The 14,489-nt window shown below is 34.4% G+C and carries 8 protein-coding genes and 5 pseudogenes; 7 read left to right on the forward strand and 6 right to left on the reverse strand.

Features of this window, described 5'->3' with window-relative positions:
- The first annotated feature begins 38 nt into the window (after window positions 1–38).
- The 3 genes and pseudogenes from OPR58_RS09230 to OPR58_RS09240 form a co-directional block, all read left to right on the forward strand.
- Window positions 39–1,391: a recombinase family protein gene (locus OPR58_RS09230; RefSeq protein WP_265022518.1), complete on the forward strand. Its 1,353-nt coding sequence runs from the start codon at window positions 39–41 to the stop codon at window positions 1,389–1,391.
- Between the two features lie 22 nt (window positions 1,392–1,413).
- The gene (locus OPR58_RS09235; RefSeq protein WP_265022519.1) at window positions 1,414–1,908 is read left to right on the forward strand and encodes a helicase RepA family protein; all 495 of its coding nucleotides are present in this window, start codon (window positions 1,414–1,416) and stop codon (window positions 1,906–1,908) included.
- A 35-nt stretch (window positions 1,909–1,943) separates the two neighbouring features.
- Window positions 1,944–3,322 (forward strand): annotated as a pseudogene (locus OPR58_RS09240) (AAA family ATPase); the annotation flags it as partial.
- Between the two features lie 45 nt (window positions 3,323–3,367).
- Here OPR58_RS09240 and OPR58_RS09245 read toward each other — a convergent pair.
- Window positions 3,368–4,327 carry an IS5 family transposase gene (locus OPR58_RS09245; RefSeq protein WP_265022212.1) on the reverse strand — a complete coding sequence of 320 codons (960 nt, stop codon included), beginning with the start codon at window positions 4,325–4,327 and terminating at the stop codon, window positions 3,368–3,370.
- Window positions 4,328–4,436: 109 nt separating this feature from the next.
- Between OPR58_RS09245 and OPR58_RS09250 the strand changes: the two are divergent.
- The 3 genes and pseudogenes from OPR58_RS09250 to OPR58_RS09260 all read left to right on the forward strand — a co-directional run.
- Window positions 4,437–5,132, forward strand: a pseudogene (locus OPR58_RS09250) (P-loop NTPase family protein); the annotation flags it as partial.
- Between the two features lie 149 nt (window positions 5,133–5,281).
- Window positions 5,282–5,794: pseudogene (locus OPR58_RS09255) on the forward strand (hypothetical protein); the annotation flags it as partial.
- A gap of 72 nt (window positions 5,795–5,866) precedes the next feature.
- Window positions 5,867–6,955, forward strand: a complete 1,089-nt coding sequence (locus OPR58_RS09260; protein ID WP_019236582.1) for an IS481 family transposase — start codon at window positions 5,867–5,869, stop codon at window positions 6,953–6,955.
- Between the two features lie 15 nt (window positions 6,956–6,970).
- Here the strand turns inward: OPR58_RS09260 and OPR58_RS09265 are convergent, their stop codons facing one another.
- The 5 genes and pseudogenes from OPR58_RS09265 to OPR58_RS09290 form a co-directional block, all read right to left on the reverse strand.
- Entirely contained in the window at window positions 6,971–7,387 is a 417-nt protein-coding gene (locus OPR58_RS09265) for a phage tail protein (protein ID WP_320109889.1), read from the reverse strand.
- On the reverse strand, window positions 7,348–9,549 hold the full coding sequence (locus OPR58_RS09270; RefSeq protein ID WP_265022523.1) for a baseplate megatron protein TIM-barrel domain-containing protein: 2,202 nt from the start codon (window positions 9,547–9,549) through the stop codon (window positions 7,348–7,350). The genes OPR58_RS09265 and OPR58_RS09270 overlap by 40 nt, the downstream gene beginning before the upstream one ends.
- A gap of 212 nt (window positions 9,550–9,761) precedes the next feature.
- Window positions 9,762–10,710, reverse strand: a pseudogene (locus OPR58_RS11440) (IS5 family transposase).
- A 357-nt stretch (window positions 10,711–11,067) separates the two neighbouring features.
- Window positions 11,068–12,012 (reverse strand): IS110 family RNA-guided transposase, encoded by a 945-nt coding sequence (locus tag OPR58_RS09285; protein ID WP_265022222.1) that lies wholly within the window; start codon window positions 12,010–12,012, stop codon window positions 11,068–11,070.
- Window positions 12,013–12,238: 226 nt separating this feature from the next.
- Window positions 12,239–12,382, reverse strand: a pseudogene (locus OPR58_RS09290) (IS5/IS1182 family transposase); the annotation flags it as partial.
- A 189-nt stretch (window positions 12,383–12,571) separates the two neighbouring features.
- On the opposite strand from OPR58_RS09290, the gene OPR58_RS09295 reads away from it, so the two are divergent.
- Window positions 12,572–14,371, forward strand: coding sequence for a peptidylprolyl isomerase (locus OPR58_RS09295; protein WP_265022524.1), 1,800 nt, complete (start codon window positions 12,572–12,574; stop codon window positions 14,369–14,371).
- The last annotated feature ends 118 nt before the right edge of the window (window positions 14,372–14,489 follow it).

The following is a 14,489-nucleotide window of genomic DNA, read 5'->3' on the forward strand; positions in this document are numbered from 1 at the left end:
AGCTTTTCTCCTTACAATAACCTCAACCAACACTAGCTATGCAACAAAGCCATCCAGAATCTCAATTACTATTACAAATGCAAGGTATGATAGCAGAATACGAACGTGCAAAAATCATGGAACGAAGTCGTCGAGGAAAGATTTATGCAGCAAATAAGGGTTGTATAAGTGTAATGAGTGCTGCTCCTTATGGCTATCGTTATATAAACAAAAATACAGAAACAGGACAGGCCTTATTTGAGATTTATGAAGAAGAAGCTGAAGTTGTTCGTAAAGTATTCTCTTGGGTAGGAAGAGAAAGAGCCAGTATAGGAGAAGTATGTCGTAGGCTAAGTGCTATGTCCATTATGACGAGAACTGGAAAAGAGTATTGGGATAGGGCTGTAGTTTTGAGTATGTTAAAAAACTCTGCTTATAAAGGACAAGCAGCTTTTGGTAAAACAAGGTTTGGCGTAAAACTAAAACATATAAGACCGAAAAAAAACTCCTGCGAGCATCCAAAAGATAATTATTCTACTTATCCTGTTCCAAAAGAGGATTGGATTTATATTAAAGTACCTAGTATAGTAAGCGAAGATTTATTTGAAATCGTTCAAGAACAATTAGCTGAGAATAGAAAAATAGCAAGAACAAGACAAAGAGGAGCAAGACATTTATTGCAAGGTTTAGTAGTATGTAAGCTTTGCAATTATGCATATTATGGTACTAGCACTGCAAGGAATAAGGAGGGGAAAAAAACTAATAATCAGGTATATTATCGTTGTGTTGGCACGGATTCATACCGTTTTGGCGGTAATAAAATGTGTAACAACAAATTAATTCGTACAGATACATTAGACATGGCTGTGTGGGAAGAGGTGAAACATCTATTAAAAAATCCGAATAGAATATTAGAGGAGTATAAACGTAGACTTTCAGAACTTAAAAAATCACCACTAGATCAAAAAAGCGCTTTGCTTGAAACACAAGAAGATAAATTAAAACGAGGTATTGCAAGGTTAATTGATAGTTATGCTCAAGAATATATTGATCAAGAAGAATTTGAGCCAAGAATTAAAGCAATGAAACAAAACTTAAAAATGGTTGAAGAACAAAAGAAAAAGATATTTGATCAGAAAAAACTCACACAAGAGTTAACTCTAGTAGTAACAAATTTAGAGGGGTTTTCCTCTAGTATTAACTCAAGTCTTAATAATGCAGACTGGCTAACTAAACGTGATATTATTAGAACGTTAGTTAAGCGAATTGAGATTAATTTTGAGGATGTAAACATCGTGTTTAGAGTAAAAGAGCTTCCAGACTCTTTTCATATGGAAAAAAATCAATGCTTGCAATGTTGTTGTAGGGGTAGTAGTATCATTTCTTGGTATGAAGCCTGCAAGGCCACTTAAGATATTCTATCTACAGAATGAAATGGAATATGATTACATAAGAGAGCGCTTACAGAAGCTAAGAATCAGCAAGAAAATCCTTGATGAAGGAACAGAAAACTTAGTTATTACTAAAAAAGTACAGTTAACTTTGAATGTGGAAAAAATAAAAGAAATTATGTCGGAAAATCTCGATGTAAAAACAGTTGATCTTATAGTGATAGACTCTCTTTTTGATTATAGGAGTATGATCTCTTTTCTGCAAAATGGTATTGATGAACTACGCTCTATAACTAATCCTACGGCTGGAGTAATAGTTACACATTACACCAAAAAAGTGTCAACAACCACGTTAAAAAAGAATCCATTTCAAGCATTGAGTGGTGCTAATGTTTTAAGAAGTTTATATACATCTGGAATAATGATATTTAGGCCAGAAAGGAATACTCTGCAATTGATGTACGAACTTAAAAACGGCAAACCAATACCAACAAAATTCATAAATATGGTTAACGGACGCTGGATAGCTACAGCTTAACCAAATTTCTAAACTTTAAATATATTGGAGATTTTATGGGTATCTATTGTGATTTTAATACTGCAGCTCCACGAAAAAATGCACCTTTAGTAGAAAAAGAACAACTTAAAGCTCAGCTTCTGTTAAATATCAGATCATGCCTTTCTTATCTATTGCCAAGAGGGATTTTTCGTAGTGATAAGTTTTATGTAGGCAATATACAAGGTGATAAAGGCAAGAGTCTAGTAGTAGAATTAAGTGGCAGTGAAGCTGGCCTATGGCATGATTTTGCAACAGGAGAAGGTGGTGATATCATTGATCTTTGGGCAGGAGTACATAGAAAAAGTACGAGAATAGAGTTTCCTGAAGTAATGACTTCTATAGCTCAGTGGCTTGGTCATTTCAAAACTCAGGTAATCCAACTGGATATTGGGATTATTACGATGAAAACGGCCAAGCTATTGTTAGAGTCTATCGTTATGATGATAATGGAAAGCGATATCTTCCTTTTGATATTAAAAGATCCGACTTTGGAACACCAGAGATAAGACCACTCTACAACATTCCAGGTATCTTAAAGTCCGATAAAGTTGTTCTGGTTGAGGGAGAAAAATGTGCAGAAGAGCTGATAAAACAAGGTATTACAGCAACAACAGCAATGTCTGGAGCAAATGCACTTATTGAGAAAACAGATTGGACTCCACTTAAAGGTAAAAATATTATTATTTGGCCAGATAATGATGAACCAGGTAAAAAGTATGCTGAAAATGCTACTACAAAACTTATTAGTTTAGGTATTGCATCACTTTCTATGATTAAAATTCCAGAGAATAAACCGAAAGGCTGGGATGCTGCTGACTATTTACAAGAAAGCATAAACGTCTCTGATTTTATCAAGAACAACGCAAAAAAAGTAATAATTAAACCGCCACTAAAGATTTTAGACTGGAGTGCAGAACGCTTTGTAGGTCCGGTACCAGAGCAAAAGTTTCTTGTTGAGGGAGTATTTCCTTTAGGAGTTACTTCAATAGTGGCTGCTATGGGAGATACAGGTAAAGGCATGCTTCTTCTTGATCTAGCACTTAAAGTTATAAGTGATAAAGATCAGATATGTAGTTTTGGTTCATTTGTTACTGAGCATGGATCAGTGGTAATTTTTTCAGCAGAAGATGATGCAAGTGAGATACACCGCCGCTTAGAACGACTCGACCCTAAGTGCGAAAGGTTAAAACATAAAGATAAATTATTTATTGTACCACTGCCAAATGTCAGAGGATCACTTACAATACTCAGAAATGTTCGTGGTAAAATCGTTGAAATTTCTCCTGAATTTGAATCAATCATGAAGCAGCTCGAGGAAATAAAAGATCTAAAACTGATAGTATTTGATCCACTTGCTTCATTTATTCATGCAGATATAAATGCTGATCCTGCTGGGCTTTGTTGCATAGCACTGATAGGCATGTAAATCACAATGAACTTACGCAGCTAATTTAAATTTAGCCATACCAATATCAGTAAATTTGTTCAGTAAGTAGCACTTAATTAACAGCTCTTTTTCACGATTTACCTCTGATTTATTTTTCAAGCCAAACCCAAATATTTGCTTCAACCTATAGAAAAAGACTTCAATATAAGACCGTGCTCCATACTTAACTTTTTTCTTCCATTCATTAATACCATCTTCATAATTCTCATATGACCTAATTCTACTAATATACTTGTTTCTTTCTGATAAGTAGTCAGCTAAACAAATTTTAGTATCCTTCCTAGGGCGAATAATAGGCACAATATTGTATTTTCTGCATTCTTTATACACACTTTTTATATCATAAGCCGCATCTGCTCGAATAGAACAAATGTTATATTTATCACTGACTTCTTCTAACATATCGCAGACCGGCAAATAGTCTACAGCAACACCACTAGTGTAGTTCATGCTTATTGCTTTCTTATCATTTATGTTTAAAATAACATGTAATTTTCTTACTTGACCATAACCACTGTATTTTCTTTTTCGAATATTAAGCTTACTATGCCCACCGTTATTATTGTAGATACTAACTCTAGTGCTATCTACGGCAATTTCAACATTTTCCAGATCATCTTTATTGCTTCTATGGTCATCAATCTTCAAATTAAGCTTTTTAAATCTTCTGGAAGCTTGTGTATAGCTGATAATCTTAAGTTTTTTGCCTATTTGTACCATATAACCTTTTACAAAACCTACAGCTTGTCTCAAGCCAATTCTAAAAAGATGAACTATTATGTGTATTAAAATTACAACTTTATCACTATAAGTGTTATTGCCACCTGCAACTTTTGGACTATTTTCATACCAATTTTCTATGGCTTGATTAACAAAATGAAAAACATTTCCTCTTTTTTTTAGAAACTCATTATATTCTCTTTGGTTACTTACTCTCATTTTTTGTGGCATAAGTTATACTTGTTTGAAAAATGCCTATTTTACAACAAAATGCGTTAGTAACCATAAGCTTTTCTCCTTACAATAACCTCAACCAACACTAGCTATGCAACAAAGCCATCCTGCTGTAGGAGATTATCTGATGTGTTTGCTATCTGATCTAGCGTGTAGTACTGGAGCTTCAATTATTACTGCTCACCATATGAGAAAACCAAAAGGAGAAAAACCTATACTAACTGTTGAGCAAGCAAGAGATGCAATTAGAGGTACCTCTGCCCTTGTTAATGGTGTTAGATGTTCATATGCTTTTTGGCCAATAGAAGATACAGCTAAGCAAGAAATCTTTAGGTCAATGGGTGAGACTCCAAGACAAAATGCTTTATTTTCCGGGGCAGTTGTTAAAGCAAATGGGTTAGCTGATCGCACTGTACGTACTTACCTAAGAAATCAAGAAACAGGACTACTAGAAGATATAACAGCGCAATTAAAAGTTAAAGATGTTAGTGATAAAAGTCTTAAGATATACCTTATCAATGCAATTAAACGATCTGCTATTGCAGGACATCCATTTACTCATACAGGAAGCACAGGAGTATATAAACAACGGCATAGGCTACCTGAAATTTTTCACAATATGGGAAGAGACAAACTAGAACGTATGGTACAGGAACTTTTACAGGCGAAGCAGTTAGTAAAAGGAATGTCTAAAGGTTCAAGAGAGGATAAGTGGCTTGACGTTACAACAGGACCATTTGCTTGTGGTGTAGGAAAATTCACTCCTGGAGCTGAGGATTTTAGCTGTAGAGAAAACTTATAAATCTCTATCTTTATTTATAAATCCCTCATACAGGTTTAAAGTACTATAAATGGGATTCGAAAATATACTATCAGTTTTCTTAATATCTTATCAAATTATTTATCATTATATGATACAACTTACAGCATATTTATAGTAAGGTGTTAATCATGAAAGAGGCAAAGAAGAATCCAGTAGTTAGATTAAAGGCTACAGCTAAAGAATTCAATTTTAGTAAATTAAGAACAAATCAAGATAATAAATTAGCGAATTCCGGTGAAACAATGTTCTTAGATTTTCAAAGGATGAATTTTATTATTAACGGAAAAGAAATAGATAAAAATTTTATTATTGCATTTAAGGAAGGAGCTAAGTACCGCAGAAGCGAACTTTTTAATAGTGATGATATATATAATGACGAAATATTTAACAAAAAAGGAACAAGAGAAATAGATACGGATCATGGCAAAGCATTTGTTGCTTCAGTACTTAAAGATATTGAGAAAGAGCTTGTACAAGATGCATTTGGCGAGTTGTGGAAGGATCATTGCGAAAATCCTGAAACTGCTGATAATCAAAAAACTGATTCATATAAGAAAGAATTTGAAGAATTTTACAATGCTGGTCAAGAGTATACCGATCTACTACCTATAGAGAGAGATGAAAACAAGGATTACCGTTCTGTATTAGATAGAACTTGATCTGACACTTTAAAAAAGTAAGTTATAAAATAATAAAAGAAAGGAGTGTTAGATATGAGTACGATACAAACAAAAATACTAAAACCAAAGTTAGGGTTATTAGAACTAGCAAAGCAATTAGGTAACGTATCACAAGCGTGTAAGGTGATGGGTTATTCGCGTGATACATTTTATCGATTTAAGGAGTTATATGAAAGTGGGGGAGAAGGAGCATTACATGAAATAAGTAAGAAAAAACCCCTATTAGCAAACAGAGTTTCCGAAGATATAGAAAGGGCAATAATTGGCATAGCTACAGAATTTCCAGCATATGGACAACAAAGAGCTGCAAATGAGCTGAGAAAAAGGGGTGTAATAATTTCCGAAGGTGGCGTAAGATCTGTATGGCTAAGAAATGACATTGAAACGTTCAAAAAAAGACTTAAAGCCCTTGAAGCAAAGGTTGCACAAGACGGCATAATTTTAACTGAAGAGCAACTTGCAGCATTGGAAAAAGTTAAAGAGCAAAGAGAAGCTCACGGTGAAATTGAAACAGAACACTCAGGTTATTTAGGGTCTCAAGATACTTATTACGTAGGCAATATCAAGGGCGTTGGGCGCATTTACCAGCAGACTTTTATTGATACATATTCGAGAGTGGCTTTTGCTAAGCTTTATACAGATAAAACTGCTATTACCGCTGCCGACTTGCTGAATGATAGAGTAATACCATTTTTCGATGTACAAAACGTGCCATTATTGCGCATTTTGACTGATAGAGGTACAGAATATTGTGGCAAACCAGAAAATCATGCTTATCAGCTTTATTTGGGAATTGAAAATATTGATCATTCAAGAACTAAAGCCAATTCACCACAAACTAATGGCATATGCGAAAGGTTTCATAAAACTATGCAAGATGAGTGTTACAATATTATCTTTAGAAAGAAAATCTACAGTTCTTTAGAAGATTTGCAGATAGATGTTGATCATTGGTTACGCTCTTACAATGAGACCAGGCCTCACTCAGGTAAATATTGCTATGGTAAAACGCCTATGCAGACTTTTCTTGATAGCAAACACATTGCTTTTCAGAAAAATATTAGTAACGTTAAACAAGAGACTGATATTAGTTTTAACTACCTCAATTCTTCTGTCAGTTAATTCGTTGCTGTCAGATTAAGTTGTGTCTAGTACATTCTCGCCATCTGAAATTGCTATGACATCACTTGGTAAAAGCCATGCATATTTTATCGGGAGCTTAAAGTTGTATACATTTCTCTCTTGCCACGAAGAATAAAGTAAAACTTCAGCTATATTTTGCGCCTCCCCTTCCTCCATAATGAGAGGTATTTCAACTGTTGCAGCATTGCCCTGCTTTGGCAGTTCAGCATATTTCACATCAATTGGATAGCCAAAATTGCGGTTAAAATAGACAACATTGACTTTACTATTTAAATCTAGCTGACTAATATTAACAAGTTTTGCAACGTTATTGGTAACCATCTCGCCAATTGGTATTTCAGTTGTCACTCCCCTGCCCTTTTGAATAAATTTCAGTTTTGAGTTCTGTTCAACCACATCAAAAAATAGCACCTTCGCAGCATTTTAATAATTGAGCGTACGGGTTGCTGATCATTTATTACATACCCAGATAGTAATCCTTTAACATCACTTGTATCAAACTGATCGCCTTTGAGACCTACCTTTTGCAACAGATCAGACAAAACATTGGAAACATTAAGTTGTGAAATTTTTCCCTGAATCCAGTGCCCGGTCTGCCAGTTATGGCAGTCAGCCCACATGTCACATAAATTGGAGAAATAAGGAAATGGCCTTGCATCCCACGCCCAGAGGAACATTTTCTCCACCATTTCTGAGCTTTGCCACTTTTTTAATGTTCCTTCGATTGCAGTTTTCTGCGAAAGAAAGCTCACCTCTCCGTTTGAGTATCGTGGATATTTACTCTCTATACTACCTTTATCAACAAACACATTGGGCTCATTAGTGCAGCCGTTCATACTGGGAAATCCATATTCGGTAAACCATATTTTCTTCATTTTTGGTTGCCATTTTGTTTTACTACCACCTGGATTTACATGAACTTCACTCCACCATTTCTCGATATTTTTCCACGCATATTCGCTGTCATTATACTTTATTTTCTCAGGATCACTTTTTGAGTAATCGTAAAAATAATCATACCCTACCCCACTGCTCCAACCACCCGTTACATCTTTCGCGGAATAGCCAAAAGGAGGTTCTGGGCCATCGGTGAGTGGAAAATAAGCATCTATGCCAATAACATCGATGAACTGTGAAGACCAAAGTTCATCCATATTATACCAACCATCATATGAATGATACTCACTCCAATCGGCAGCGTAAGTTACGTTTACTTCTTTTCCAAGCTGAAGCTTTACTTGCTTTGCAACTTTAACTAGTTCTGCTACTGCAGGATAGTTACCCTCTACATCTTTTACTCTGGTAAGCTGAGCAAACTCAGAACCAATAATAAACCCTTCCACTTTAGTTTGTTTGGCAATGCTCGTGTAATGCTCTATGAATTTGCTATACTGATTCTCAAAAAAATCACTTATATCCTGAGGAGTACCGCTCAATTTTCCTCGCCACTCTTTGTTTTTTGTGTCAAGCAAGAGCATTGGATAGAGCATCACCTTATAACCTCTGCTATGCAGCTCTTCTATATATCTTATTAGTGCTGCATCGCTAACTGTACCACCATATCTTGGATTTCCATGATTATCTTTTGAAATGAGCTGGGCATTATCCCTGGTTATATTTCCCACTTGCCAATCATCAGGCACTATAGCAGAATCGTCTTGAAATTCAACTGCAGGATATATTTTACAATCTTTGATATTCAAACTGCTTGCAAACCAATTAACCACTACCGATGCCCATTCAACATTTGGTAAACTTTCCTTCAATTGGTCCAAAGAAAGCATAGCATCGCTCTTTTTTGTGTGATTATTGTGATTTACTCTTTGTACCGGTCCATAGGGAATATATTGACTACTGCTTATTTTTTCTCGTGCAATTTTCTTCTGTATTTTCGTATCATACACAAACTCCCCTGAACCTGGTATGATATTGATATTTTTAATGTTTTCTGCTACTAAGAATCCACTGAGCTTCAGTGCAGTTTGCACTTCAAATGTAAACACCGGAACACGATTACTATAGTCTGCCAAAGGGAAATTTTTGATGACTATGTAAGATATTCCTCTATAAGCTGGTACATTCTTCTCACCTTCGATTGATAACATAAACGGATCAGGGTTTTGGTCTTCTCTGCCGTGGTAAAAAGTATAATCTATTTCATCAAAACTAAGCGATTTTATATCCGCCCAGATTCTATTTAATTTTTCTACTTTCCCCTTGCAAATTGCAATTGCGAGTGTTGCATAGTAGTTATATGTAATATTTATACCTCTTCCTGTTTTATTTTGAGTGGTTATCGCCTCCTCTTTTATTGGCTGTGACCAAATAATGTTTCCAGCAATGCGAGCAGTGCCATAGATAATTGGAATTGCTTTGCCATAAGTTGAGGTTTGAACTTGCAGATTTTTCAACCTCGCCCCATGCGTTATCTTTTGCTCGGCATCAAGACCAAATATTGCATTATCAAGCTGTGCACCAAGCAGAGCACCGAGTTCTGAGCCAACAATCTGGCCAATTGGCCCAAAAATACTGCCCGCTTTACTTAAAATTGATGATAAAATTATTGTAGACATAATATTCTCCTTTTTAATAGATTGTTTTGAATTTTTGAAAGAAGATCCCAGACTGGAATAAAATTGGGACCTACTATATAGTAGTGTCATGCGACTGGTATCCAGGAAAAAAAGGATGTCATCCGAGTAGCCCTTTTCCTGTCATCCCAGTGCTTGATACTGGGATGGCTTTGTTGCATCACTCTTCGGATAATAGGTAACGTGGAATAAATTCATGAAGCTATCTCAAATTTAGCCATGCCTATATCAGTAAATTTGTTAAGCAAATAACACTTGAGTAGCAGTTCTCTCTCACGATTAACCTCAGATTTGTTTCTAAAACTAAACCCAAATGTTTGCTTCAGTCGCGAGAAAAAACTTTCTATATAAGATCTCTTCCCATAATTTATCTCTTTTTTCCACCTCTTCATACCATCTTCATCATATGACTTTATGAGCTTGATTGTAGAATTTCTCTCATCCATATAATCCAACTTTGGATGCTCTACTGAATTATTTTGCGGAGGAATCCTTGTCTTTATGTCAAGCTCATCGCACAGTTTGTATAACTTCTTTCGATTATATGCCCTGTCTGCATATAGTGTGCTTATATTATATTTAACATCAATCCTTGCAATAAGATCACATGCTCCATAGTGGTCAGAATAAACTCCGCCACTGTATTTTGCTGCTATAACTTTTTTGCTACCTATCTCTAGCATTACATGCAGTTTTCTTGTTTGCTCATAGCGGCGATACTTTCTATCTGTACCATTTGCCTTGCTATGACCTGGAATATTATTGTAGATCAGTACTATCTATGGCAATCTCAATATCTTCTGTATTATTTTTATCATGTCTTCGATCATTAATTTTGATGTTAAGTTTTTTAAGCCTTCTTGAGGCCTGGGAATAGCTAATAACTTGCAAGTTTTTCCTTACTTGCTCAAGGTACCCTGCTATAAATCCCGCTGTTTGTCTCAGACCTATTCTAAATAAATAAGTTATTATGTGAACCAGAATCACGACCTTATCGCTATAAATATAGTTGCCACCAGCCATTTTTGGACCTTTTTCGTACCAATTTTCTATGGCATCATTGACGTAATAAAAAATATTTCCCCTCTCTTGGAGAAATTTGTTATATTCATGGCAGTTACTGACTCTCATTTTTTGTGGCATATTTTTCTTTAGTAGGTTAAATGCTTGTCTTATAGTGAATTTTGTCAGTAACTGCCAGTTCTTTTTATTTGACCTATGCAACAAAGCCCACTGGAATCCAGTTTTCCATATAATCTCATCGAAAACGTTGTAACCATCAACTATGTTTTTTAAAATTTTTTGAATTTAGTCTCATTTGTTGATAATTTTGTATTTTTATTCAATTGAAAAATGTATTTTGGCAACAAAAACCCTAGTTTATACAGAAAGAAATTTATATCAAACAGCAAGCACTGCTTAGATTTTATGGTTAACGAATATGTGCTTTAAATGTGTGTAGACGCACATATTCGTTAACCTATTTTCTATACAGATTTTTTATTTCATATTAATTGCTTCTTTAAGTCTTGCATTGGCAATTACTATGATTTTTCGCATTAGAGCTGTTATAGCTACCATCTTCTTTTTACCTCTACCAATAAGATCAGAATAAAAAGCACCAAGTGCAGATTTAGATCTTGCAGCAGCCATAGCAGCTGTGAAAAGCTTTGCACGAACATTGCTCCTACCACCTGTTATCCTTCGGTAACCAATAGTTTTACCGCTTTCTTTTGGATGTGGAGCAACTCCAGCAAGACTTGCAACTTCTTTTTTGTTTAGGTGGCCAAGTTCTGGCATTAGACACACAAAAACTTGTGATAACTTGAGACCTATTCCTGGCACTGTTCTCAAGATCTTTTGACGCTTTTGTAACTCTGGATTTTTATCAATAATTCTTTGTATGGCATCGTTGAACTCATTTATCTGACTGGTAAAAAAGTCTATTGTTTTTTGGCAACTTTCCTTTATATAGTCGTTTTCAGGTGCTGCAAGCCTACATTTCTCTTGAGTTCTCATTTGTGTAATGTCATCACGACGTTGACAGAGTGCAACTAAGGCGGTTTGTTCTTTTGACATAGGCACAAATAGAGATAGAGCACTATAGCGTTCAAAACCATATTGAGCAAGGGCTCTTGCATCTGATTGATCTGTCTTTGCTAAAGTTCCATGTGATATGATAAAACTTTTTACTTTACGAGTATTAGCTCGATGTACAGCAACATTCTTATCAACAAGAAAATGTGCTAAGCCAAGCTCATATTTTCCAGTGTTTTCTAAAGTTACTAGAGAATTAGGTAGGATATCTGAAAATTTTTGAAACAACTGTTGCCAACCAGTAGCATCATTGTCAAACTTGATAGCGCTCCTTTGGTTATAAGCTGCAGCAACATTTTTAAATTTTCCGATATCAATGCCAATGAAATTTTGATAAGATGTAATCATAATAAATAACCTCGATAGTTTAATTAATTTAAGATTGTAAACGGGTGCATACATATGTCCCATGCAACTATTCAAACGTATCGAGAGATGGGGCTAGTTTACCTTGATGGCTACGGTTGTAATACCAACTTTCATTCGGTCGCACACGCCCGTGATAGCCCTATTCCTATAGTGAGTAGGGTTATCTTTCCCTCTTATCTCTTTTATATCACATTTTTAACTTACAACTTTTTAGTACATAAAGCACACCACAAAATAACTCATATAAACCTAATCTTCTTGGCTTTGTTTTCTTTCGCACGCTTTCTAAAATTAGTCTAATCTTTTCGAATTTTTCACAACTTATGTCACTTGGATATGTATTCCTCATACTTTACCTCATGTCAACTATACCTCATCTTAACATATTCAGAGATCACTTACAGGCTCTTAGGTTAATATAAGCTTCCATTCAATTTAATACACTACAATATTACATATATTAGCTAATTTGTTAATAGATTTACAAATATTAAATTATTGCTATTCTAAATTTAAGTGTTAGTTAACTGAGTTTACAATGAGTATTAGAAATTTTTTTACCAAGGCAATCGTTCTCCTTTTAGTTTGCTTATTAATCTTTATGGGGATTGGCAATCTTTTATCAAATGATGATGAAAGGAAAGAATTAGCTAAAGTAGGAAAGGAAGTTATAACATCAGATGAATATAAATTACTATATCAAAATTATGAAAAGCAAATTTCTGGATCTGATGTAAGTAAAGAACAAGTAAAAAAGCTGAAATATGATTTACTTAACGCACTTATAGAGCAAAAACTATTGTTTAACCTAATTAGCGAACTTGGATTAAAAGTTGGAGAAGAATCTATCAAAAGCCATATAAAAAATACCAAGTACTTTCAGGACGATAAAGGAGAATTTGACCATAATAAATTCCATCAAACTCTAAATAGCCTGCATATAACAGAAAAGGAATATATAGAAAAACTAGAGAAAATCCTGCCTGCAATAATGTTCATGACTTCGTTATTTAAAGATAATTATCCGGTAACTTTTGGTGAGGGTGTTGATGAGCAGATATACAAAAATCGCTACCAAACTAGAGTAGTTGATATTGTTAAAATAACTGAGGATGCAATTACAGACGTTCCTGAACCAGATGATCAAGCCTTACTTGATTTGTATGAAAGAAATAAGTCCAATTTTTATTACCCTGAGTATCGAACTGCGCAATACATTTCTCTGGATCAAAAATATTTTGAAGATCAAATCAGAATTTCAGATGAAGAGGTTGATAGTATAATAGAACATCAGGAACTTAAAAATCAAAGAGACATATTCAATGTGATATTTCCTACCAAAGAAAAAGCTGAAATAGCAAGAAGAGCACTTGAAGAAAGTAAAGCAAGCTTTGAACAAATAATAGAAGAGTTTAATAAAGTGAAACTCGATGAAACCAGAGTAAATAATATAACTAAGGATTTCTTACCTGAAAATATGAGAGAAAAGGTATTTGCTCTCAAAACAGGTGAAGTAAGTGAAGTTTTAACAAGCAATTTTGGATGGCACGTAATAAAGGTAGAAAGCATACATCAAATCTCTGATGAAGACTTGGTTGATTTAAAAAAAGACATAAGGTCAGTTTTAACCAATCAAAAGTCTTTTGAAAAAGTCAATGATTTCATAAATCAAGTGAATTATAAGATATACAATGGTGCAACGATTGAAGAAATCTCCAATAATTACAATTTACCTATACAAACCATTGGTCCAGTAGATGCTAGTGGGAAAGACCAAAGTGGTAATGAAGTAGGAAATTCCAGTGATTTCATTTCTTTCATTTTTTCACGCGAGAAAGATCAGAAGAATTATTTTAAGGGTGTTGGAGATACTGTTGTTGGTGTAAAAATCAGTGATATCGTTCCTCCTAAATTACAAAATTTTGAAGAAAGTAGGGAATCAGCCATAAAGCTTTGGCGTAGTGAATTTATAAAAGAAAGAATGTTTAAAATGGGACAAGAAGTAGCAGTTCAACTAAGAGAAAAGACAGATTTGGAAGAAATGCAAGGTATAAAATTGGTTAAAGGCCAGCAAATACAACGCAATGAACAAAACTACCCTTTTTCTTTCATAGAAGAGATTTTCAATATGAAAACAACTAATTCGGTAACAGATCCTATTCAATACAATAATGAAATTATAATAGGCGTTCTAAAAGAAATGCATTCATCAAATGGTAAATTAAACATGCTTGATACCGGAAAACGTGTGATGATATCGCTAAAGGAACAGTTAATTAGCTATCTAAAATCAAAATATAGAGTAGAAGTTAATCATGCTATGATTGATGATATATAAAAAAGTTTATTATCTTCCTTTTATGAGTGATTGGAGGGGGCTATATTGTATTTTTAGGTAAAAGAGGTACAATTAGTTTGACTTGAGCTGTTTATTGTATTTAAATTGTAATTAATAT

Origin of the sequence: Wolbachia endosymbiont (group B) of Ischnura elegans (genome assembly GCF_947251585.1) — a bacterium.
Lineage (GTDB): Bacteria > Pseudomonadota > Alphaproteobacteria > Rickettsiales > Anaplasmataceae > Wolbachia.